Origin of the sequence: Kribbella sp. NPDC056861 (genome assembly GCF_040687575.1) — a bacterium.
GTDB lineage: Bacteria > Actinomycetota > Actinomycetes > Propionibacteriales > Kribbellaceae > Kribbella.
Genome location: NZ_JBFBNQ010000001.1, coordinates 819,439 through 841,405, shown reverse-complemented (window position 1 = coordinate 841,405; position 21,967 = coordinate 819,439). Strand labels below are relative to the sequence as shown.

The 21,967-nt window shown below is 68.5% G+C and carries 23 protein-coding genes; 15 read left to right on the top strand and 8 right to left on the bottom strand.

Translation table 11 applies throughout. The features are described from left to right. Positions 1–52 precede the first annotated feature (52 nt). The 8 genes from AB0P21_RS03775 (at position 53) to AB0P21_RS03740 (ending at position 7,723) form a co-directional block, all read left to right on the top strand. A complete protein-coding gene (locus AB0P21_RS03775) occupies positions 53–622 on the top strand; it encodes a sigma-70 family RNA polymerase sigma factor (RefSeq protein ID WP_363693525.1) in 570 nt (189 codons plus the stop codon). After that, positions 619–1,296 (top strand): hypothetical protein, encoded by a 678-nt coding sequence (locus AB0P21_RS03770; RefSeq protein WP_363693524.1) that lies wholly within the window; start codon positions 619–621, stop codon positions 1,294–1,296. The genes AB0P21_RS03775 and AB0P21_RS03770 overlap by 4 nt, the downstream gene beginning before the upstream one ends. A gap of 12 nt (positions 1,297–1,308) precedes the next feature. Continuing rightward, complete coding sequence (locus AB0P21_RS03765; protein WP_363693523.1) at positions 1,309–1,971, top strand: hypothetical protein; 663 nt, start codon at positions 1,309–1,311, stop codon at positions 1,969–1,971. A 140-nt stretch (positions 1,972–2,111) separates the two neighbouring features. Beyond that, positions 2,112–3,041, top strand: coding sequence for an ABC transporter permease (locus AB0P21_RS03760; RefSeq protein WP_363693522.1), 930 nt, complete (start codon positions 2,112–2,114; stop codon positions 3,039–3,041). Beyond that, on the top strand, positions 3,041–4,039 hold the full coding sequence (locus tag AB0P21_RS03755) for an ABC transporter permease (protein ID WP_363693521.1): 999 nt from the start codon (positions 3,041–3,043) through the stop codon (positions 4,037–4,039). Before AB0P21_RS03760 ends, AB0P21_RS03755 begins: the two co-directional genes overlap by 1 nt. Continuing rightward, on the top strand, positions 4,032–5,036 hold the full coding sequence (locus tag AB0P21_RS03750; protein WP_363693520.1) for an ABC transporter ATP-binding protein: 1,005 nt from the start codon (positions 4,032–4,034) through the stop codon (positions 5,034–5,036). Before AB0P21_RS03755 ends, AB0P21_RS03750 begins: the two co-directional genes overlap by 8 nt. Continuing rightward, the gene (locus AB0P21_RS03745) at positions 5,033–6,034 is read left to right on the top strand and encodes an oligopeptide/dipeptide ABC transporter ATP-binding protein (RefSeq protein ID WP_363693519.1); all 1,002 of its coding nucleotides are present in this window, start codon (positions 5,033–5,035) and stop codon (positions 6,032–6,034) included. The genes AB0P21_RS03750 and AB0P21_RS03745 overlap by 4 nt, the downstream gene beginning before the upstream one ends. A 9-nt stretch (positions 6,035–6,043) precedes the next feature. Then, on the top strand, positions 6,044–7,723 hold the full coding sequence (locus AB0P21_RS03740) for an ABC transporter substrate-binding protein (protein WP_363693518.1): 1,680 nt from the start codon (positions 6,044–6,046) through the stop codon (positions 7,721–7,723). Positions 7,724–7,733: 10 nt separating this feature from the next. On the opposite strand, the gene AB0P21_RS03735 is transcribed toward AB0P21_RS03740, so the two are convergent. Together AB0P21_RS03735 and AB0P21_RS03730 are read right to left on the bottom strand one after the other, a co-directional pair. Then, positions 7,734–8,234 (bottom strand): HAD family acid phosphatase, encoded by a 501-nt coding sequence (locus tag AB0P21_RS03735; RefSeq protein ID WP_363693517.1) that lies wholly within the window; start codon positions 8,232–8,234, stop codon positions 7,734–7,736. After that, on the bottom strand, positions 8,227–8,784 hold the full coding sequence (locus tag AB0P21_RS03730) for a GNAT family N-acetyltransferase (protein WP_363693516.1): 558 nt from the start codon (positions 8,782–8,784) through the stop codon (positions 8,227–8,229). The genes AB0P21_RS03735 and AB0P21_RS03730 overlap by 8 nt, the downstream gene beginning before the upstream one ends. 126 nt (positions 8,785–8,910) lie before the next feature. Here AB0P21_RS03730 and AB0P21_RS03725 point away from each other — a divergent pair, with 126 nt between their 5' ends. The 6 genes from AB0P21_RS03725 (at position 8,911) to AB0P21_RS03700 (ending at position 16,536) form a co-directional block, all read left to right on the top strand. Further along, positions 8,911–10,041: a metallophosphoesterase gene (locus AB0P21_RS03725; RefSeq protein WP_363693515.1), complete on the top strand. Its 1,131-nt coding sequence runs from the start codon at positions 8,911–8,913 to the stop codon at positions 10,039–10,041. Positions 10,042–10,048: 7 nt separating this feature from the next. Beyond that, entirely contained in the window at positions 10,049–12,823 is a 2,775-nt protein-coding gene (locus tag AB0P21_RS03720; RefSeq protein WP_363693514.1) for an AAA family ATPase, read from the top strand. A gap of 18 nt (positions 12,824–12,841) precedes the next feature. Continuing rightward, positions 12,842–13,165, top strand: a complete 324-nt coding sequence (locus tag AB0P21_RS03715; protein ID WP_363693513.1) for a hypothetical protein — start codon at positions 12,842–12,844, stop codon at positions 13,163–13,165. Further along, positions 13,152–15,017: a hypothetical protein gene (locus tag AB0P21_RS03710; protein WP_363693512.1), complete on the top strand. Its 1,866-nt coding sequence runs from the start codon at positions 13,152–13,154 to the stop codon at positions 15,015–15,017. Before AB0P21_RS03715 ends, AB0P21_RS03710 begins: the two co-directional genes overlap by 14 nt. 40 nt (positions 15,018–15,057) lie before the next feature. After that, the gene (locus AB0P21_RS03705; RefSeq protein ID WP_363693511.1) at positions 15,058–15,465 is read left to right on the top strand and encodes a MerR family transcriptional regulator; all 408 of its coding nucleotides are present in this window, start codon (positions 15,058–15,060) and stop codon (positions 15,463–15,465) included. Positions 15,466–15,540: 75 nt separating this feature from the next. Then, the gene (locus tag AB0P21_RS03700) at positions 15,541–16,536 is read left to right on the top strand and encodes an aldo/keto reductase (protein ID WP_363693510.1); all 996 of its coding nucleotides are present in this window, start codon (positions 15,541–15,543) and stop codon (positions 16,534–16,536) included. A 64-nt stretch (positions 16,537–16,600) separates the two neighbouring features. On the opposite strand, the gene AB0P21_RS03695 is transcribed toward AB0P21_RS03700, so the two are convergent. Genes AB0P21_RS03695 through AB0P21_RS03680 form a run of 4 tightly spaced genes read right to left on the bottom strand, consistent with a single transcriptional unit; the run spans position 16,601 to position 19,899 of the window. Further along, positions 16,601–17,335: an anti-sigma factor gene (locus AB0P21_RS03695; RefSeq protein ID WP_363693509.1), complete on the bottom strand. Its 735-nt coding sequence runs from the start codon at positions 17,333–17,335 to the stop codon at positions 16,601–16,603. 5 nt (positions 17,336–17,340) lie between these two features. Next, positions 17,341–17,946: a sigma-70 family RNA polymerase sigma factor gene (locus tag AB0P21_RS03690; protein ID WP_363693508.1), complete on the bottom strand. Its 606-nt coding sequence runs from the start codon at positions 17,944–17,946 to the stop codon at positions 17,341–17,343. 58 nt (positions 17,947–18,004) lie between these two features. Beyond that, complete coding sequence (fdhD, locus tag AB0P21_RS03685; protein ID WP_363693507.1) at positions 18,005–18,832, bottom strand: formate dehydrogenase accessory sulfurtransferase FdhD; 828 nt, start codon at positions 18,830–18,832, stop codon at positions 18,005–18,007. A gap of 17 nt (positions 18,833–18,849) precedes the next feature. Further along, on the bottom strand, positions 18,850–19,899 hold the full coding sequence (locus tag AB0P21_RS03680; RefSeq protein WP_363693506.1) for a phosphotransferase: 1,050 nt from the start codon (positions 19,897–19,899) through the stop codon (positions 18,850–18,852). 71 nt (positions 19,900–19,970) lie between these two features. Between AB0P21_RS03680 and AB0P21_RS03675 the strand changes: the two genes are divergently transcribed. After that, a complete protein-coding gene (locus AB0P21_RS03675) occupies positions 19,971–20,585 on the top strand; it encodes a trimeric intracellular cation channel family protein (RefSeq protein ID WP_363693505.1) in 615 nt (204 codons plus the stop codon). On the opposite strand, the gene AB0P21_RS03670 is transcribed toward AB0P21_RS03675, so the two are convergent. Both AB0P21_RS03670 and AB0P21_RS03665 read right to left on the bottom strand, forming a co-directional pair. After that, the gene (locus tag AB0P21_RS03670) at positions 20,568–20,696 is read right to left on the bottom strand and encodes a hypothetical protein (RefSeq protein ID WP_363693504.1); all 129 of its coding nucleotides are present in this window, start codon (positions 20,694–20,696) and stop codon (positions 20,568–20,570) included. The two genes, AB0P21_RS03675 and AB0P21_RS03670, sit on opposite strands and share 18 nt — an antisense overlap. After that, positions 20,665–21,285: a MerR family transcriptional regulator gene (locus AB0P21_RS03665; RefSeq protein WP_363693503.1), complete on the bottom strand. Its 621-nt coding sequence runs from the start codon at positions 21,283–21,285 to the stop codon at positions 20,665–20,667. The genes AB0P21_RS03670 and AB0P21_RS03665 overlap by 32 nt, the downstream gene beginning before the upstream one ends. Positions 21,286–21,967 lie beyond the last annotated feature (682 nt).

Genomic DNA, 21,967 nt, shown 5'->3' with positions numbered 1-21,967 from the left:
CCGAATGCTGCAGCGCGTGGAACCTGTCGTTGTTCCGCGGTGTAGTGAAGGTGTGCGGGGCGGAGGGGAGGTTGGCATCAGCGGGATCGACGAGGCGGCGGTGCTGGCTCGGGTGCGTGGTGGGGAGACCGCCGCGTACGGCGAGTTGGTGGTGCTGCATGCCTCGGTGGCAAAGCGGACTGCGCTGTTCCTCGGGGCCGCGGCGGATGCGGATGACGTCGTGCAGGAGTCGTTTGTGAAGGCCTTCCGGGCGTTGGGGGAGTTTCGGGAGGGGGCTGCGTTTCGGCCGTGGTTGCTGCGGATCGTAGCCAACGAGACTCGCAACGCGGTGCGGGTGCGGGGGCGGCGCGCGAGGCGGGAGGAGTGGGCTGCACTGCCGGACGAGTTGTTTGATCCGGCGGAGGAGGCGGTGGCTGCTGAGCGTCGTGGGGAGTTGCTGGACGCAGTACGGGGGCTGCCGGCGCAGTACCGGCTGGTGGTGACGTGTCGGTATCTGCTGGAGCTTGACGAGCAGGAGACGGCGACAGTGCTGGGTTGGCCGCGGGGGACGGTGAAGTCTCGGCTGCATCGGGCGCTTGGTCGGCTACGGACGCAACTACCGGACAGGGAGGTGCAGCGATGAGTGCTTTGGATAATGAGCTTCGGGGGCTCGGCAGGAGCGCTGTCGTGCCGCCTGTCGCGCAGACCTTGGCCGCTGCTGTGCTGGAGCGAGTAGCAGAGCCGCCTGTACGCCGTACCTTCGGCGAGGCGTTGCGGAGTCGCTGGCGTTCGCTGGTCGCGCTGCTGGCTGTCCTGTTGGTAGGAGCGCTCGTCACGCCACCAGTGCGAGCTGCTGTGGCCGAGTGGCTCGACATCGGGGGAGTGCAGGCAGTGCGCGTCCCCAGTGGGCCGACGAGTGCACCGACTCCTCCTGCTGTCGTTGGTCGCTTGAGCGTGGAGGAGGCGGCGCGGATCGCCGGCTTCACTCCGACGGCTCTGGCGGCGCTGGGCGAGCCGACGGGCGTGGAGGCGTCGAGCGGGTTCGTCGCGATGAGCTGGGGCGGAGTACGGCTGGAGCAGTTCGAGGCGGAGCCTTCGCCGATGTACTTCAAGAAGTACTACACAGAGATCGACTATGTGGCGTCCATCGACGGCTACTGGTTCAGCACCCCGCACGAGCTCGTCCTGGTGAACAAGACCGGTGTCGAGCAGACAGTCCGCGTGGCGGGGCCGACACTGGTCTGGGTGCGGAACGGTCTGACGTTCCGGCTCGAAGGCGTGCCGGAGCAGGACCGCGCTGTCGAGCTCGCCCGCTGACAGGAGAGCGACATGTTGCATTGGGTACGCCGTACCTTCCTGCTGATCACCCTGGGCATCCTCGGGACCGGCGTCCTGCCGGCCGCTGCCGGCGGCCCGACCAGCGTGCTGCTCAGCTCGCCCCACAACGGCAAAGTGGTTGCCGCCGGCTACCAAGACCCGACGTACGAGGAACTGCTGGCGCTCCTCAGCTCGCAGTCCAGCACGGACCCCGAGCAGCACGACGTCGGGAACTTCGTCCGGGCGACCTGGCTGATCCACGACATGACGCCCTGGCGACTCGACGTGATCTACCCCGACGCTCCCGGCGGCCCGTGGATCGCCACCACCGAAGACGCCGACGGCACCGGCGGACTGGCCGCCAAACCGACCTGGCACCGCGCCAGCAATGGCGCCCGACTGACCGAACTGCTGGACACGATGGGCCTGCGCGGCAACAGCACCGACGGCGGCACCTTTGGCGGCCCCACCACGCTGCCGCAGCCGGCCCCACAAACCCCAGCCGAGGTAGCCGCCGTCGACGACACCCCGACAGCCACCACCCTCCGCACAGAACAGAAGCCCCTCCTCGGCTGGCGCTGGTCGATCCCCGGCTTCCTCCTCGGCGCAGCCGTCACCTACCTGTTCCTGCGGTACGTGCCGCGCCGCCGCTGGCAACTCATCGACGAGGAGTAACTCGCCCGACACACCGCACAGTGCGCAAACCCGTGTGGATGGACTGACATTCTCATCATTCAAGATGGGTGCGGTCGGTGGGAGACTCTGGCCTACCGTCGTCCCGGCTTGAGTTGAGTCCATCGTTGTCAGGAGTGCACGTGAGTACCTCGGTCCCTGCGGCCGTCTCGCCGACCCGTCAGGCTCTGCGCCGCGTCCGGCGGGACCGGAGCGCACGGTTGGGGGCCTGGCTGGTGATCGGTCTGGTGGTGGTCGCGGCCGCCGCGCCGCTGCTGGTCAAGCTGGCCGGCCAGGATGCCTACACCTACAACATCGGGCTGCTCGATCCGGTCCGCGGGAACGCGCCGCGCGGTGCGGCCGGCGGGGTCAGTGGCGACCACTGGTTCGGGGTCGAGCCGCTGACCGGCCGGGACCTGTTCTCGATCGTCGTACTCGGCCTGCGGACCTCGCTGTTCATCGCGGCGGTCTGCACACTGGTGACCACCGTGATCGGCACCCTGGTCGGGATCAGTGCCGCGTACTTCGGCGGCTGGTACGACGCGATCGTCTCGCGGGTGCTCGACTTCCTCTTCGGCTTCCCGCAGCTCGTCTTCATGATTGCCCTGGGCATCATCGTGCCGCCGCGGTTCCCTCGGTGGTTGCTGCTGATCCTGGTGATCAGCGTCTTCGGCTGGGCCGGTCTCGCGCGGCTGATCCGCAACCAGGCCAGGTCTCTGGTGACCCGCGAGTTCGTCGAGGCCGCCCGCAGCATGGGGTCGAGCGCCTGGCACGTGATCGTCCGCGAGTTGCTGCCGAACCTGCTCGGTCCGGTGCTGGTCGTCGCCACCATGGCGATCCCGGGGTACATCGGTCTCGAGGCCGCGCTGTCCTTCCTCGGTGTCGGCGTACCACCGCCGACCCCCAGCCTGGGCCGGTCGATCTCCGACTCGATCGTCTGGGTCTACACCGGCACCGACCCCTGGTTCCTGCTCTTCCCGGGCACGATGCTCTTCATCGCCGTGCTCGGCTTCACCTTGCTCGGCGACGGCGTCCGCGATGCCTTCGACGTCCGGCTGCGGAGGGCGAACTGATGCCCGACCTCGTCTGGTTCCTGATCCGCCGGCTGCTCGCGACAGTGCTGGTGATGCTCGCGCTCAGTCTGGCCGTCTACCTGGTCTTCTACGCCCTCCCGGCCGACCCAGCCCGGCTCAGCTGCGGCAAACCCTGTACGCCGGACCGCCTCGAGCAGGCCCGCCACTTCATGCAACTCGACCAGTCCACGATCCAGCAGTACTTCGCCTTTCTGAAAGGCATCTTCGCCGGCCGGACCTTCGGCGACGGCGCTGCCGCGATCCACTGCGACGCACCCTGCTTCGGCTACTCGTTCCCGCTGGCCCGCCCGGTCACCACCCTGATCCTCGATCGGCTGCCGATCACCGCGTCCATCGCGATCGGCGCAGCGGTGATCTGGCTCGTGGTCGGTGTCTCGCTCGGCGTCGGCGCTGCGCTCAAGCGCGGCAAGCTGTTCGACAAGCTCGCCGTCGGCATCGCGCTGATCGGTGTCGCGTCGCCGTCCTTCCTGGTCGGCCTGCTGGCCATCCTGGTCTTCGGGTTCTGGCTGAACATGGTCCCGGTCAGCGGCTACGTGCCGTTCACCGAGAGCCCGATCGACTGGGCCTGGCACCTGATCACGCCGTGGCTGGTGCTCGCCGCGCTCTCCTCCGCGTCGTACATCCGGCTGACCCGGGCGCAGATGTTGGAGGAGCTGAATCTCGACCACGTCACCACCGCGCGGGCCAAGGGCGCCGGCGAGCGTCGAGTCGTGGTCGTGCACGGATTGCGCGGCGTGCTGGTGCCGATCGTGACGATCTTCGGACTCGACCTCGGCAGTCTGCTCGGCGGGGCGATCCTGACCGAGAAGGTGTTCAGCATGCAGGGGCTCGGCGAGTTGCTGATCAGCGCCGTCGGGCAGGTCGACGTGGCCGTGGTGGTCGGCGTGACCTTGTTCTCGGCGTTCCTGGTGATCCTGGCCAACCTGGTGGTCGACCTTCTGCACGGCGTACTGGATCCGAGGGTGACGCATGGCTGACCAACCGATCCTCGAGGTCCACGACCTGCACGTCACGTTCAAGACCGAAGGCGGTCCGGTTCCGGCGGTCGCCGGGATCGACTTCGCGGTGGCGCCAGGGAAGACGCTGGCGATCGTGGGGGAGTCCGGCTCCGGCAAGAGCGTCTCGTCGGCGGCCGTGATGGGCCTGCTGCCCAGCAATGCCGAGGTGTCCGGCGAAGTACTGCTCGACGGCCGCGAGTTGGTCGGCCTGCCCAGCGACGACCTGCGCAAGATCCGTGGCAACGACATCGCGCTGGTGTTCCAGGACGCGCTCTCCGCGCTCAATCCGTACTACTCGGTCGGCTGGCAGGTCGCCGAGGCGTACCGGCTGCACCACGCGGTCTCCAAGAAGGAAGCGTTCCAGCGGGCGGTTCGGATGCTCGATCTGGTGGGCATCCCGGCCGCGGCGCAGCGGGCGAAGGACTATCCACACGAGTTCTCCGGGGGAATGCGGCAGCGGGTCGTCATTGCTATGGCTTTGGTGAACGACCCGAAGGTGCTGATCGCCGACGAGCCGACGACGGCGCTCGACGTCACCGTCCAGGCCCAGATCATGCGCCTGCTCGAGGACGTCCAGGCCGAGTTCGGTACTGCGCTGGTGTTGATCTCGCACGACCTCGGAGTGGTCGCCGAGGTCGCGGACGACGTACTGGTCATGTACGCCGGGCGCGCGGCCGAGCGTGGTTCGGTGAAGGACCTGTTCTACCGCGCGGCGCATCCCTACAGCCTCGGGTTGCTCGGCGCGATGCCGCGGGTCGACGTACCGCCTCGGCATCGGCTGACCACGATCCCCGGCAGCCCGCCGTCGCCGGGGTCGATCGAGACCGGTTGCCCGTTCCAGCCGCGCTGCGCTTATACCGCGCGGGTGGGGGAGCGCTGCATCACAGAGCGCCCCGAGCTCACGCCGCGACCGGGCGAGGGCTATCACGAGGCAGCCTGCCATCTCGGCCGCCGCCCGGAGGAGGTGGCGCCATGACGGAGAACGACGAACTCCTCCGCTTGGACAGCGTCAAGAAGTACTTCGGACTCGGTACTGCGCCCTGGCAGCGATCGCAGTCGGTCAAAGCCGTCGACAACGTCTCTCTCGTCGTACGCCGAGGCGAAACGGTCGGCCTGGTCGGCGAATCGGGCTCGGGCAAGTCGACGCTGGCCCGGCTCTCCACCCGGCTGCTCGACCCGACCGCCGGCAAGGTCTCGATCGGCGGTCAGGACGTGTCCAGGCTGCGCGGCCGCAAGCTGCGCCCGGTCCGGCGGAAGATCCAGATGGTCTTCCAGGATCCCCAGGCCTCGCTCAACCCGCGGCAGTCGGTCGGCACGATCCTCACCACGCCCTTCAGGGCGCAGAAGATCCGTCCGACGCGGGCGCAACTGGTCGAGCTGCTCACTCAGGTCGGCCTGTCAGAGGAGCACCTGGAGCGCTACCCGCACGAGTTCTCCGGTGGCCAGCGGCAGCGGATCGGGATCGCGAGAGCCCTTGCGGTGAGGCCTGATCTGCTGGTCTGCGACGAGCCGGTATCGGCGTTGGACGTCTCGGTCCAAGCTCAGGTGCTGAACCTGTTGGCCGATCTGAAGGACGAGCTCGGCTTGTCCTATGTGCTGGTTGCCCATGACCTCGCGGTGGTCCGTCAGGTCGCCGACCGGCTCGCGGTGATGTACCTCGGCACGATCGTGGAGGAAGGCCCGGCGGCCGAGGTCTACTCGTCGCCGGCGCATCCGTACACGCGGGCGCTGCTGTCCGCGGTACCGGTGCCTGAGCCTGGCGCGGTCCGCGAACGGATCGTGCTGACCGGGGACGTCCCGACTCCTATCGATCCGCCGACCGGGTGTCCGTTCCGGACCCGGTGTTACAAGGCCGAGGACATCTGCGCGGTCACCCGGCCGGTGCTCGAGCCGGTCCCCGGTGGCAGCCAGCGCGTCGCGTGCCACTTCCCAGAACCCGCCCCCATCCACACTCTCGAACCCCCCACTGTCTGAGAGGACACCATGAAGCGCACTACCCGAGCGGTCGCGGTCGCGGCCGCCCTGGCGTTGGCGGCCACCGCCTGCAACGCCAACGACAAATCGGCTTCGAGCGGCGGCAGTACAGCGGCCGCGGAGGCGGGCGGGACCTTCCACGTTCTCCTGACCAGCAAGGAGATCAACTACGACCCGGCCAAGAGCCAGAGCCTCGGAATCAGTGCGATCCACCTGGTGCACCGGGGCCTAACGTCGTGGAAGACCTCCACCGACAAGGCTGCCGAGATCGTGCCCGACCTGGCCACCGACTCCGGTCAGCCCAGCGACGGCGGCAAGACCTGGACGTACAAGCTGAAGCCCGGCCTCAAGTACTCCGACGGGTCGACGATCGTTGCTGGTGACATCAAGTACGGGATCGAGCGGTCGTTCGCACCGGAGCTGTCCGGTGGCCTCGGCTACCACAAGTCGCTGCTGGCCGGCGGCGACAAGTACAGCGGTCCGTACAAGGGTGGCGAGCTCGCCTCGATCGAGACGCCGGACGACACCACCATCGTCTTCAAGCTGAACAAGGCCTCCGGCGACTGGCCGTGGATCGTCAGCATGCCGGCCTTCTCGCCGGTGCCGAAGAAGGCCGACACCGACCCGGCGCACTACGGCGAGAAGCCGGTAGCCAGCGGCCCCTACCAGGTCAAGTCGTTCGCGCCGGGCTCGAAGGTCGAGTTCGAGCGCAATCCGAACTGGGACAAGGCCAGCGACCCGGCGCGGACCGGGCTGCCGGACGCGATCGTCTTCGAGATGGGACTGCAGGCCGATGTCGTCAACCAGCGGCTGATCGCGGATGCCGGTGACGACAAGTTCGCCGGCGCCACCGGCGCCTCGGTGCCGGCCGCGCTGATCCCGCGGGTCACGGGTGACCCGGCGGTGAAGGCGCGCGTCGCGACCTCACCGTCCGGCGCGCTGCAGTACCTGGCGATGAACAACAAGCGCCCGGCACTGGCCAACGTCGAGGTCCGCAAGGCGATCCAGTACGCGGTCGACAAGCAGGCCGTCCAGGTCGCCGAGGGCGGGCCGGAGTTCGGTGGCGAGCTGGCCACCACCCTGATCACCCCGGGGATGAACGGCTACAGCAAGTACGACCTGTACCCGGCGCCGCCGTCCGGTGACCCGGAGAAGGCCAAGTCACTGCTCGCCGCAGCCGGGGTGAAGAACCTGAACCTGGTCCTGGCCGTCGACTCCGATCAGCCCACCGGTTCGGCGGTCGCCCAGGCGATCCAGCAGGGCCTGAAGCGCGCCGGCATCACCGTCAGCCTCAAGCCGCTCGGCTACGAGGCGTGGCTCGAACTGGTCACCGGCGCCAAGGGCGACTACGACCTGGCCGTGTCGAGCTGGCTGCCGGACTTCCCGAGCGCGATCGGCAACATCCAGCCGCTGTTCGCGACCTCGGAGATCGGCAACGGCGGGTACAACCTGTCCCGCTACTCCAACCCGGCCGTGGACACCGCGATCAACGCGGCGACGGCCGAGTCGGACCGCGGCAAGGCGGCCGGTCAGTGGGGCGCGCTGGACAAGCAGATCCTGGCCGAGTCGCCGCTGGTTCCGCTGATCTACGCCCGCAACGCGTTCCTGCACGGCTCGAAGGTGCAGAACTTCTACCTGCCGCCCTACCCGCCGTACCCGAACACGCTGATCGTCGGCCTCAGCAAGTAGTACCTGCGGCTCAGGTCCGGCCTTCGGATTCCTGGGCTTCGAAGAGGGTCGGCTGGGTCTCGGGATCGAGTCCCCAGTCGGCCCTCATCACGGTGTAGCCGGCCTTCTCGGCCGCCGTGCAGACCTTGACGTCGTCGTCGACCAGGACGGCGACCGGCCGCTCCTGCGCCAGCGTCCGCAGTCGGGCGAGCTTCATCATCGCCGACGGGCGGCGGTCGTTGTTGCCGCGCATCAGCAGTTTGGAGCCGTCGGGGAAGCCGTTGTCCTTGAGCCATTTGACGGTGTCCCGGCGTAGCCGTTCGGGGCGGCCGGTCAGGTAGACGATGTCGTGGTCGGCGGCGAGTGTGGTCGCGACCGCGAGGCCTTCGTCCAGTACGGCGTCGTCCTTGGCGTGCGCGAAGAACGAGTCCCAGTCCTTCGGCTTCTTGTCCAGGAACTTGATCCGTTGACTGGTGTCGGACAGCGTCGCGTCGATATCCAGTACGGCGTACGGGCGTTGGTCATCAGGCACGGGCCCCAGCTTCCCAGGTACTGCGCTCGATCGCGTACTCGACCTCGCCGTACTCCGTCCCCGGCAGCGGGTCGTCGAAGTGCACGTGGAAGATCCGGACGAACCGCAGCCCGGCCTTGGCCATCACCCGCCGGGACTTCGTGTTGACCGCCATCGTGTCCGCGACCACCCTGGCCATCCCCAGCTCCCCGAACGCCAGGTCGATCAGCGCCCGGGTGCCCTCGGTCGCGAACCCCTGACCCCAGGCCGAGCGGTTCAGCCGGTAGCCGACGTCGACCGTCCCCGCCTCGCTCCTCGGCTGCAACCCGAACCAGCCGAGGAACTGCCCGCTCGACTTCTCGTGCGCCGCGAACGTCCCCAGCCGCGGGTGCGTCTCGTACCGGGCGAGGATCTCCGGCAGCACCTTGCGCTCGATCTCCTCCCGCGGCGTCGGCTCACCGGTCAGGTACCGCATCACCTCGGGGTCGGAGTCGAGGTCCACCAGCAGCTCGACATCGGCGGCCGTGAACCGCCGCAGCACCAGCCGCTCGGTCTCGAGATAGATGTCCATGCACCGATCTTCGCGACCCGGCCGGGCCGCATCAACTCGATTTCGTGTTCGAATGCCGGGCACTCGGAGTGTTCTGGGAGTGTTGATTGGGTGCTGGTGAGCGGGGCGGGTTAGCGTTCTCGCGCGATGAACGACTCGATCACCTTCCTGCACAGCTCGGACTGGCAGCTGGGCATGATGCGCCGGTTCCTGGGGCCGGACGGTCAGGCCCGGTGGGCTCAGGCGCGGCTGGACGCCGTCATGCGGATCGGGGACGTCGCCAAGGACACCGGCGCGGCCTTCGTGGTGGTCACCGGGGACGTCTTCGAGCACAACCAGGTCGAGCGGCAGACGATCTTGCGAGCTTGTGAAGCGCTGAAGCGGATCGAGGTGCCGGTGGTGCTACTGCCGGGCAACCACGACGCGCTTGAGCCAGGCTCGCTCTGGTCGTCGGCGCAGTGGTCGGGACACGCGCCCGAGCACGTGGTCGTGGTGACCGACAGCCGGCCGTTCGAGGTCGTCCCGGGCGTCGAGATCGTCGGCGCGCCTTGGCGGTCCCGCCGACCGGTCTCCGACCCCGCCGCTCCCGGGTACGCCGAGCTGAAACCCGCTCCGGCCGGCACGACCCGCATCCTGCTCGCGCACGGGCAGCTGACCAGCCTCAGCGGCGGCATGTCCGACGTACCGACGATCGACCAGGCGGCGCTCGAAGCGGCCGTCGCCGATGGGCGGCTGCACTACGTCGGTCTCGGCGACCGGCACTCGACCACCGAGGTGACCGAGCGGATCTGGTTCTCCGGGACGCAGGAGGTCACCGCGCCGGAGGAGACGCACCCGGGCAACGTGCTGAAGGTGACGCTCGGCGCGAAGTCGGTCGAGGTCGAGCCGATCCGGGTCGGCGCCTGGCACATGGTCGAGCACCACGCGGAGCTGTACGACGAGGAGTCGCTGACCGCGTTGGAGGACTTCTTCGCCGAGCTGCCGGAGAAGGAGCGCACCTACGTCCGGCTCGCCGCCGACGGGTCGCTGCCGTTGCCGCTGCTGAGCCGGCTGGACGCGATGGTCGACGCGCAGGGCGAGGTTTTCGCCAGCGTCGAGCGGTGGGCCAAGTTCTGGACGGTCCGGCCGGCGCCCGACGCCGCGGACCTGGACGCGTTGCAGTTGAGCGGTCCCGCGCGGGCCGCGATGGAGGAGCTGCGGCAGGCGCTGGCCGGTGGCGACGAGGGCGCCGGCGCGGCCCTGACGTTGATGCACAGACTGGCCCGGGACGCGGGATGAGGCTGCCGTGAGACTTCACAGCCTGACGCTGCGGAACTTCCGTGGCGTCAAGGACCGTACGGTCGACCTGCCTGGCATCGGTACCACAGTGATCGTCGGCGACAACGAGGTCGGCAAGTCCAGCCTGGTCGAGGCCTTCGCGCTGGTCTTCGACTTCCCCGACGACTCCAAGTCGACCCGGATCCGCGACATCCAGCCGGTCGGTCAGGACGTCTCGCCGGAGGTGACGGTCGAGCTGACGCTGGGCGGCCGTGAGCTGACCTACACCAAGCGCTGGCTGAAGAACCGCTCCACCGAGCTGTCGGTGGTCGAGAAGGACGGCCGGCGGCAGACCTTCACCGGTCGTGAGGCGCACAACGAGGCCGAGCGGCTGTTCGCCGAGAACGTCGATCCGGTGCTCTGGCAGACGTTGATGGTCGGCCAGGGCCAGTCGCTGATCCTGCCGACCCCGGCCGACGCCGAGCCGCTGATCACCGCGGTGACAGCAGAATCCGGTACTCCGGTCGACGGCGCCTCGATGCCGCTGGTCACGGCGGTGGAGCACGAGTTCCTGCGCTACTGGACGCGGGGCGGCCGCCCGACCGGCGACTTCGCCAAGTCAGCCCAGCACGTCGCGGCAGCCGAGTTGGCGGCCGAGCAGGCGTTGAAGGCAATGGACGAGGTGCTCGCCGACATTCGTCGCGCCGAGCGGCTCGCCCTCGACCTGGCCGATCTGTCCGGGCGGCTGGAGTCGCATCTGGTGTCGGTCGAGGACTTGCGCGAACGCAAGAAGGCGACCGACGAGATCCTGCTCCGCCGGGACTCGATCAGGAGCCGCGCCGAGACCGCTCGGGCCCGGCTGGAGAACCACACCCGGACGCGGCTCGACCGGGAGCGGCTGCTGGTCGATGTCGAGCGCTTCACCAAGGCCGACGTCGATCTCGCCGCGCGACGGTCGGATGCTGAAACCGTCGCACGCAAGGCAGCTGAAGTCGTGCACGCCGCCGAGGCCGCGCTCGCGGAGGTTGTCGAGCTGAAGGACGAGCGGCGGGCCGAGGTCCAGGACGTCGAGCGGCTCGTCACCTCGTTGATGGATCGGGCTGAGCTCGACCGGTTGCTGGGTCAGCAAACCGAGTTGCTCGACGTACGGGCCCGGATCGCCGCGGCCGGGGCGGTGCTCGACGCGATCCTGGTCGACGACGCGGTGGTCAACGCGCTGGAAGACGCGCGGGCGAAGATGGTCGAGGCTCGTGCGGCGCTGGCGGCCGGAGTACCGGAGGTGTCGGTACGGCGGTTGGGCGGCGAGGCGGTCGAGTTGTCGGGGACCGGGCTGGATGCCGGGGCGGGCAAGAAGGCGCCTTCGTCGTTGGGTGAAGACGGCTCGATCGAGTTGCTGGTGTCCGGCGAGCTGGTGGTCGGCGTACCGGGTGCGGTGGAGGTCCGGGTTCGCGCGGGTGGCGAGGCGGCGACGCTGCGGGCGGCGGTGGATGAGGCGGTCCGGCGCGAGAAAGATCTGCTGAAGAAGGCGCGGGTCAAGGATCTGCCGGCTGCGCGCGAGCTGCTGCGCAAGGGTGATCTGGCCTCGGCCGAGCTGCAGGAGGCGCGGCGGACCGAGCGGTCGTTGACGTCCGGCGGTGACCCGGCGGAGCGGATCGCGGTGCTGACCTCGCGGCTCGGGTTCGTCGAGGGGGAAGAGCTCGAGGAGCCGGCGGCGAAACAGCCTGCCGATGTGAGCGTGCCCGGTCAGATGTCGCTGTTCGAGCAGTTCGAGCCGGACGAGAACGCCTTTGATTTCGAGGACTTCGAGGTTCCGGAGCCGATGGACGTCGGCGAGCTGGCGGTCGCGCAACGGCGGTTGGAGAACGCGCGGACCGGGCTGGCCGAGGCGGAGTCGTTGCTGGCAGATGCGGAGTTCGCGGCGGCGCAGGCACGGAAGGCGGCCGACGAGGACCGGTCGGAGGCACAGCAGGCGCGGGCCCGGGCCGAGTTGGCGGGGGAGCGGTTGGCCGCTGCCGTCGAGGCGCTGGAGGCCGCGCGGTCGGTGCTGGCCGATGACGATGTCGAGGTGGCCGAGGTCGAGGCGACCGGTGAGGTCGAGGCGGTGCTCGAAGAGCTGACCGCAGTACAGGAGCAGGTCGACGCGGCGGGCGCAGATCGAGTCGCGGGTGAGCTGGCGGATGCGTTGACGGTCGCGACCCGGCTGCAGGCCGAGCGGGACGTACTGCGCGACTCGTTGCGGACGACCGAAGGTCGGCTGGAGCAGTCCGGGCGGGACGGCTTGGCGACTCGACGCGACACCGCGGAGCTGGATCTGGCGGCGATCCGGTTGGAGCACGAGAGTCTGAAGCGTCGCGCCGATGCGGCTCGCCGGGTCCACGAGACGCTGGGACGGCACCGCGCCGAGGCGCAGACGAAGTACTCGGAGCCGTTGCAGACGCGGATCGAGGCGCTCGGGCGCAGTGTGTACGGGCCGTCGTTCCGGGTCTGGCTGGACGACGATCTGGCCGTTGCCGAGCGCGAGTTGGATGGTGTTCGGCTGAGCATCGACGCGTTGTCGACGGGTGCTCAGGAGCAACTCGCGATCATCACCCGGCTGGCGATCAGCCACCTGGTGAGCACCGGCGACGGTAGTGTGCCGGTGATCTTCGACGACGCGCTCGGCTGGTCCGACAAGGCTCGTTTGCGCGACATGGGCGCGCTGCTCGGCCGGGCCGGCGATCACGGGCAGGTCATCATCCTGACCTGTATGCCGGACCGCTACGAATACGTGCCCAAGGCCACTTACATCAAGCTGACCGCCTGACGTTGTAGCGTCGCGCGCATGAGTTTGCAGGTCGTTCGGGCGTACGTCGCTCGCTTCTCCGACGGGCTCACCGCCGAGTCCCTCGATCGGCTTCGCGAGGTCAGCGGGCTGGCTGCGCGTGGGCGTCTCGACGACGATCGTTCCGAGGAGTTCGGCGTCCGGCGGCTGCGGGACACACCCGGTACGCCAGTGGTGCTGCGGCTGTATCGCGAGGACGGTCGCTGGTCGTTCGTGCTCACGTATCAAGGCGAACCGCCGACTGACGAGATGCTGGAGTCGGTGCGGAGCGTCGTACGGGATGCTGTTGCTGCCGCGGGCGTCGTGCTCGATGAAGAGCTCTGAGTCGTTCCCGGTCGATCCGGCCAACGGGTATCGGGTCCGGCCGCGGGATCTCGAGTTCCTCGGGTACTCGCGGGAGCAGCTCGGGTGGTGGCAGCACAAGGTCGCGCCGAACGGGTTGACGCCGGCGCAGTTCCACGAGTTCCGGTCGAGTCTGCTGGATGCGCTGCGGCAGGACGACATCGCGGTGAACTCGGTCGACGTGTTCGTGAAGGGATCGAGCGTCACGTTCTTCGGCAACCAGCGCAAGACGATGCCGACGGCGGCGTCGCTGGCCGATCAGCCGGAGGCGAAGGCGCGACTCGACAAGTGGCTCGGGGATGATCCGGATCGGCCGCGGTCCCGGTTGTTCGATGCGATGTATCGGCTGGGGCTGGAGCAGCCGAGTGATGTCGATCTGGTGATCAGCTCCGACGAGATGGTGCGGCGGGTGCGGGAGAGGTTCGAGAGTGATCCGTCGCATGGGCTCGATGACTATCGGCATCCGAAGTACGGGTTCGTTCGCAAGGCGTTGATGAACGAGACCTTTCCTGGGTTGGCCGATTGGACCGATCGGTGGCAGGGGCAATTGGGGCGGGAGGTGACGCCGGCGGTGTTCGGGCTGCGGGAGGAGCAGCTCGAGCCGCCGGATATTGATCGGGGGGAGCGGTGGAAGATCGTTGGGCAGGGTGCGCTGCCGATGACGCCGGTTGCTGCTGGGGCTGAGGTTGGGCTGGGGCGGCGTTCGTACGAGGACGTCTTGCGGGTGACGCCGCCGGTGTTGCCGCGGCCGCCGGAGAGCGCTGCGTTGCGTGGCAACCAGGTGTCGGGGATCGATCGGGCCCTGCTGCGGTTCCTGGACTCCGAGGTGAACCTGTCGGCTGATGCTTATCGCGTGCTGGGCGAGCGGGTCGCTCAGGTGCATCGGGCCTTCACTGAGGACGCTGTCTTCTCCGCTCATGAGAATCGGCTGCTCGGGCAGGGGAGTTGCTTCTTCGGTACTGCGATCCAGCCGGTCGCCGGGCGAGGGCTTGATGTCGACGTACTGCTCGAGCTTCCGTATCGGGCGGACTGGAACCCGCAGCGCTATCTGGCCGAGGCCGAGCGGGCTGTGCGTGAGGGCGGTGTCGGCGCTGAGGCGGTGGAGCGGCAGAGCCGGAACGTGCGGATCGACTTCCCCGGCGAGGTGCACGTGGACGTCGTACCGATGGTGGTGCTGCCGTCGGGGGAGAAGGCGATCGTCAATTTCGACGAGGATGCTTTTCAGCCGGTCGATCCGGCGGGGATGGCGGAGTGGATCGATCAGCAGGACGAGCGGTCGGGTGGGAGTCTGCGGCCGGCGGTGCGGTTGCTGAAGTATGCGAAGGCGATGGACGGGGAGCTGTCGTGTGCGCCGATCTCGCTGACGGTTTTGCTGGGTGAGCAGATCAGGCGGTCGACGGAGATCACTCGGGAGACGGGGCTCACACGCGATCTGTCGCAGCTGGTCGATGGGTTGTGCGAGGCGACGGCTTCGCCGGACGAGAAGCCGCGGATCGTGGATCCGAGCCGGCCGGAGGTGAACTTCGATCATCGGTGGAAGGTGGAGGACTATCAGCAGTTCCGGGTTGGGATTCGTGATTATCGGGACAGGCTGAGTGAGGCGTTGCGGGTGGATCCGGAGGGCACTCGTGCTGAGGTCTGGGTGCCGGTGTTCGGGCAGGACTTTGCGAAGTATGTGGAAGGTGCGGCTCCGCCGGGGCGGGAGGCCGACTTGGCGATGGCGAAGGCGTTCGGTGGCATGGCGCAGGTGGGGCGAGCTGCTCCGGTTGAGGCGCGGGCGCGCGGCGTACGGGCTGGGGAGTCGCGCGGTACCAAGGAGTTCGGGCGGGATTAGGGGTTGACCTGGAGTGCACTCCAGGTAGTTGAGTGGAGGCATGACCTTGATCCAGGTGCCGGAAGGCGGCGTGACGATCGGCGAGGCGGCGCGGTTGACCGGCCTGTCGATCGACACCCTGCGGTACTACGACCGCGAGGGGCTGCTCGGTGAGCTGCCGCGTGACGGTGGTGGGCGGCGGCGGTTCGACGAGCCCAGCATCGGGTTGCTGGATGTGCTGATCCGGCTGCGGCGGACCGGAATGCCGATCGAGCAGGTCCGGCGGTTCACCAAACACGTGCGCGACGGGGATCGCGATCGCGCCGGGCGGCTGGCGCTGCTGCGGGAGCACCGGTTGAAGGTGGCCGCTGACCTGGAGCAGTTGGAGGCCGACCTCGAGGTCATCGACTGGAAGATCTCGGCCTACCAGGCCGCCGAGGACGGGCTCGACCCGCCGCCTCGGGACTGAACACCTGAACCGTTTTTCAGGCATCCGCCGCTGGTGCGATGCCGTGATTCCGCATGCCTTGAGGAGATTACGAGAATGACTTTGGACAAGCGTTTTGGAGACCGGAGTACCAGTGCGTTGGGGATCGGCTGCTGGGCGATCGGGGGACCGTGGGTGTCCGACGGGCGCCCGGCTGGCTGGGGTGCGGTCGACGACGAGGTCAGCATCCGGATGATCCACACCGCGATCGATGCCGGGATCCGGCTGCTGGACACTGCCGACGTGTACGGCGCCGGCCACAGCGAGGCGGTGATCGGCGAGGCGTTACGCCGGCTGCCGGCGAACGTGCGGGACGAGGTGATCGTGACGACGAAGTTCGGCAACCGCTTCGACGAGAGGACTCGCGTCGGCGGGACGCAGGAGGTAACGCCTGCCGTAGTACGGGACGCGATCGACGGCAGCCTGCGGCGCCTCGGCGTCGACGCACTCGACCTCACGCAGCTCCACGGCGGTGCGGACACCCAGTCCGCCGCCGAGGACGTGGTGGCGACCCTCGAAGAACTAGTTGCCGACGGCAAAGTCAAGAACTTCGGCACAGCGGACGACAAGCCCTGGATGATCGCCCTGTTCGGCAAGTCGCCGTCGGCGATCAGCGTCCAATCCCAGCTGAACGTCTTCGGCCACAACCCCGAGGTCCTCACGGCGGCGCACGAGCACAACTTCGCCGTACTGGCCCGCACCCCACTCGCGATGGGCCTGCTGACCGGCAAGTACAACCTGACCAACCGCCCCGGCGAGGACGACGTCCGCCGAGACACCCCGTGGTGGACGTACTTCGACGACGACGCGATGGCCGACTGGCTCCGCCGCCTCGATGCCGTCCGGGACCTCTTGACGGTCGACGGCCGCACCCTCACCCAAGGCGCCCTCGCCTACCTCTGGTCCCTCGACCCAGTCATCATCCCGCTCCCCGGCGCCCGCACTCCCGAGCAAGCGACGGAGCACGCCGCCGCTGTCTCCTTCGGCCCACTCCCGGAAGCCACCCGCCAAGAGATCGATACATTGCTTGCCGACTCCCCAGAACGTCAGTAGGTGGAGTCGCCGGCGGGGTTGACGGAGGGGTGCGCCGTCTCGCCCGCCGGCGGGCTGGTGGGTGTCAGACCATCGGGATGACGGTCGCGGTGGTGAGGGTGGGTTGGGTGGCGCCGGGCTTGTTCTCGACGGTGAGGCCGAAGGCGATCTTGTTGTAGATGCCGCCTTGGATGAGCTTGGCGGTGTCGCCGCCGGCCAGGCCGACGGAGTGCATCGTCTGGCCCTTGTCCATCAGCCAGAGTTGGTAGGTCTTGTCGTCGGGCAGTTTGGGCATGTCGTGCAGCAGGACGATGGCGCGGTCCTTGGCGGGGGACATCACCACGGTGGCCTGGCCGCCGTTCTTGAGGTTGCCGCGAACGGTTTGGGCGTCCGACTCGGCCAGCAGGCCGGCGAGCTGGTCGTTCTGCTGGTGGGCCTGGGAGTTGTCGCGGTACTGGTCGATCGCGATGCCGCCCGCGCCGGCGACGAGCAGACCGGCCGCCGCGAGGCTGAAGATCGAGCGCCGGGTGTAGCCCTTGCGCCTGATCGGGATCGGCTCGGCGATCGGTTCGTCGGGCTTCACCAGCGGGTGTAGTTGCCGGGTCGTCATGATCTCGGCGAGCACGCGCGACTTCAGCGCCGGCGGCGGTTCGGTGGCGACCGCGGTACCGAGCTTGTTGGCTGCCTCACGCAGTTCGGCGACCTCCGCGCTGCAGGACTGGCAGTCGGCGAGGTGTTCCTCGAACCCGATCCGCTCGTCCTCGGGCAGAGCGTTCAGTACGTAGGGACCGGTCAGCGCGTGCACTTCCGGTGTCGTCATGGCCCTCACCTCCCCGTCACACCCAGGCAGTCGCGCAGCCGGATCAGGCCGTCACGCATGCGTGCTTTGATCGTCGCGAGCTTGGCGTCGAGCAACTCCGCCACTTCCCGGTACGAGTAGCCGCCGTAGTAGGCCAGCGTTACCGATTCCCGCTGCAGCTCGGTCAGCGAGGACAAACAGTGTCTGACTTGCTCCACCTCGAGGTTCGTGGTCACCGTCTCGGAGACCTCGTCGTACTCCGTGGTCGAACTCGCCGCCGCGACCGCTTGTTCCCGATCGGTCGAGGACTGCTCGGAGCGGACCCGGTCGATCGCGCGGCGGTGCGCCATCGTCAGGACCCACGAGGTGAGCGAGCCGCGGTCGGCGTCGTACCGGGTGGCGGTCCGCCAGACCTCGACCATCACCTCCTGGGTGACCTCCTCGGACTGCGCCGGATTGCGCAGTACGCGACGGATCAGCCCGTAGACGCGGGGCGCCATCTGGTCGTACAACTCGGCGAACGCGTCCGAGTCGCCGCGCGCCACCCGAGCCATCAGGTCGGCCGGACTGCTCGCGGACGGGTCGACCACCCGCGGCCAAGGTAAGGCCGTCTCCTCGCTCACAGGTCGCATCCTCCGGGTCGGTGGCTCTGGACAACTGGTCTTCGGAGCCGGGCCGCCGGTGGATGGGTCAGCGCAGGACGCGTTCCGGTGCGCTGTAGATCACACAACGCTCGCCGCGGGTGAAGCCGACCAGCGTCACATTGAACCGCCGGGCCAGGTCGACCGCGAGGCTGGACGGGGCGCCGACGGCGATGATCATGCCGAGGCCGGCCGCCACCGCCTTCTGGATGATCTCGTAGCCCATCCGGCCGCTCACGACGAGCGCCAGACCCTTACGGCTGCGCTGGTTGAGCACGCTCCAGCCGACCACCTTGTCGACCGCGTTGTGGCGGCCGACGTCCTCGCGTACGACGACCTTCTGGCCGTCGGGGGTGAACAGACCGGCCGCGTGCAGACCGCCGGTGCGGCCGAAGGTCGGTTGGGCCTCGCGCAGGAGATCCGGCAGGCGCAGTACGACGTCGAGCGGGACCTGCACCGGGTCGACCGGGTCGTAGTCGCGCTCGGCGAGCTCGTCGAGCGACTGCTGGCCGCAGACCCCGCAAGCGGCGGAGGTGACGCCGTACCGCTGGGGTGGCTCGCGGTCAGGCGGACCGTCGAAGCTGACCGTGACGGTGTTGAACTGCTGCTCGGCGGTCAGCTTGACGTCGGTGCAGTAGGCGACGGTCGAGATCGCGTCCGGCCGTACCGCGAATCCTTCGGCGAGGCAGAAGCCGGCCGCCAGCTCGAAGTCCGCGCCCGGGGTGCGCATGGTAACGACGAGCGGCTCGGCTGGGCGGCCGGGCCACTCGAGGCGAAGCTCGAGCGGCTCCTCGGTGACCACCACGTCCTCGCGGCGAGACGTCTTGGCGCCGTCCTGGACCTCGACCTTGAATCGGGTGGTTGGGCCTTTGCTCATACCTCCAAGTTAGTTGCTCACACCCAGTCGCGGCGGACGGCTAGCCAGTCGAGGAACGCCCAGGCGTAGTTCCGCTGGTGGCGGCGGAGTTCTGGGGTGCAGCCGGGCGGGGGTGGGGCGTCGAGTTTGTCCATCATGTAGGCGGCGATGGTGGCGGCGAAGCAGTCGAGGTCGTCGGCCGGTACTGCGTTGGTGAGCGGGCTCGCGTTGATCGCGGCGAGGGTGTCGATGCCGTCGCGGTGGGCGAGCGGGAGGAGGCCGACCCAGTCGAACCATGGTGGGGCGAGGGAGAGCCAGTTCCAGTCGACGGTCCAGCAGGTGTTGGTGGAGTCGATGAAGAGGTTGTCCGGGCGGAGGTCGCCGTGTACTGCGGAGTCGCCTTGGAGGGCTGTGGGGTAGAGGTTGATCAGGTCTTGGAGTTCCTGGAGACGGTCGGGGAGCCAGGGGTGGAAGCCGTCGGGGAGGGGTCTTTGGCCGGCGAGGATCTCGGCGGGGGCGTGGCGGGGGAAGGCGTTTCTTTCCATCTGGGCGGTGAAGGGTTCGAGGTCGGTGAAGGGGGTGGGGGTGAGTGCGTCGGCCATGGTTTCGCAGGTTTTGGTGACGGTGGCGAAGTCTTCCCTGGTCCAGGGCATGCCTGGCATCCGGGCGTCGACGCGCTCGGAGGCGACGGCGAACCATCGGGCTTCGTTGTCGGGTGCGAGGGCTGCGGCGGGCTGTTCGGCGGTGCCAGAGACATTGGCGTGGGTGGGGGCTGTTGCGTGGGCGGTGGCGAGGATTCGGGGAGCGCGCACGGCGGCGGGGAGGTTCGGGACGAGTTCGGCTTCGCGCTGGTAGGCGGAGTACGCGTGCTGTGAGTTCTCGGCGGCTTTGACGAACACCTCGCGGCCGTCGGCGAGGTACAGGGGAGCCGCGAAGCCGCCGGTGAAGCCGGAGGTGACCGACGGGCCGGCCGCGGCGATCTCGGTGCCTAGGGCAACTGCCAGCGCAGTACGGAGGGAGTCGGGGAGAGCGCTCCACGGTGGCCGGGCCGAGGTCGCGGTGTAGTCGACAAGGGGTGCTCCGCTCATGACCCGAAGGGTAATCGTCCACCGTGGCGAGGGCTGCGGAATTTCGCTCGCCCGGGCGGTACCGTGCGCAGGTGAGTGGATGGCCTTTGCAGGTGCTCGATCTGGTGGGCATCTTCGTGTTCGGGATCACCGGGGCGCTGGTCGGCGTACGGAAGAAGCTGGATGTGTTCGGCATCCAGGTGCTCGCGCTGGTGACCGGGCTCGGCGGTGGGTTCATCCGCGACGTGCTGATCGGCGCGACCCCGCCGGCCGCGCTGGTCGACTGGCGCTACCTCGTCGTGCCGGTCGCCGCCGGGTTGATCACCTTCTTCTTGCACCCGGGGATCGGGCGGGTCGAGCGCCTGGTGAACATCTTCGACGCGGCCGGCCTCGCGCTGTTCTGCGTGACGGGCGCGACCAAGGCGCTCGCGTACGGCCTGCCGCCGCTGTCGGCTGCGCTGGTCGGAACCATCTCCGGCATCGGCGGCGGCGTCATCCGCGACCTGCTGTCCGGCCGCGTTCCCGTCGTACTGCGGAGTGAGATCTACGCGACCCCGGCCTTCCTCGGCGCCGGCATCGTGGTGGTCGTGGACGCGCTGAACTATCACGCGTCCTGGACCACGCTCGCGGCCGCGATCGTCTGCTTCGTGATCCGGCTCTTCGCGATCCGCCGGGGCTGGAACGCGCCGCTACCCCGGATGGCGTAGTTCGTTGACCACGGCAAGCAGCTCCAGGTAGCGGGTCCAGCGCGGATCGACCTCCGCCCGCAGCAGCTCGGCGACGCGCTCACGCAGTACTCCGGTGCTGGGTCGGCTCATCGCCGTTGAGTAGTCCGCAGCCATCCCGCGGACGATTTCGCGGAAGTCGTCCTGCTGGGAGAGCTCGGCCAGCTCGATCCACGCTTCGAGCTGCTCGGTGGTTGGGTGATCCAGGAGTTTGAGCGGTCAGCGTTTGGCGGAGCCCCGCGAACAGCGGGTCGCTGCCGAAGACGTTGTCGAGGAAGTCGTCGAGCAGGTGTTGTCGTTCGGTCTCGGAGAGTCTGACCAGGCGGTGCATGAGCTTCAGCTCCTCAGGAGTCGAGCCACGCTCGGCCACCGCGGTGAGAATCGCGCGCCGCAGTCGCAGGGTCTGGATCTGGATCGCGAGCGCCTCGGCGTGCGCGGCGGCTACGTCGGAGAGCGCGATCTCGCGGTCGAGGACCTGGCGGATGGTGCCGAGATCGAAGCCGAGCTCACGCAGGGAGCGGATTAGATCAAGGCGGGCGATGGCGGCGAGGTCGTAGCGGCGGTAGCCGGCGGGACTGCGGTCGGTGGGTGGCACGAGCCCGAGGTCGGAGTAGTGGCGGATGGCTTTGACGGTCAGCCCGGTATGCCGCGCTAGGTCGCCGATGGGGAAGAGCTCGTTCATGGGTTCCAGCCTGGGGTCTCCTGTGGGGGGAGATGCAAGGGGGCTGGTGGTGGGGAGGTGGTTGAGTCTCGGGCTGGAGAGGCGTGCCCACTGTGACCCCGCGGAGGTGGCCGTCGCGGTTCGGTTGTAGGTGCGTTGGTTGGTGGGTGACTAGTCGGCGGATTGGCTTCAACTGCGCTCCCAGCAGGCGAGATCAACGCCGTCGAGTGCGGCACCAGCGGTGGCGCTGATTGAGGTGTCGCAGGGAGCTTTGGTAGGTGCTCGGCGGATGGAGATGAGATGAGCTGAGCCCTGGCCGAGGAGTTGGAGCGAGGAGCTGGAGGACGGCTTCCTCGGGTTTCGAGCTGCCAGCGGTCGCGCCCTGGGCGTAGCCGGTGACGGTCTCGTAGAGCATGCCGCCGCGGAAGGGCGCTACTGCAGCTGGTCGCAGGATCGCGAGATTCTCCGCTCGCTGTCTGCATCGGCGGGTTGGGGAGCTTAGGAGCTAGCTGTCGCAATGAGGTTTCGAGCGCTCAGACTGCAGGCTGAGCTCACCGCGGGAGAGATGTCGGGGTCCGCTCGAGGTCATCCCGCGACTGAGATACCGACCAGACTCCGGTCCTGCCGATCCCGATCCCGATCGGATCCGGGGGCGGGTCCGCGGTCCGACGGCCGGGGTCACGACCGCGCAAGCGCGGACGCT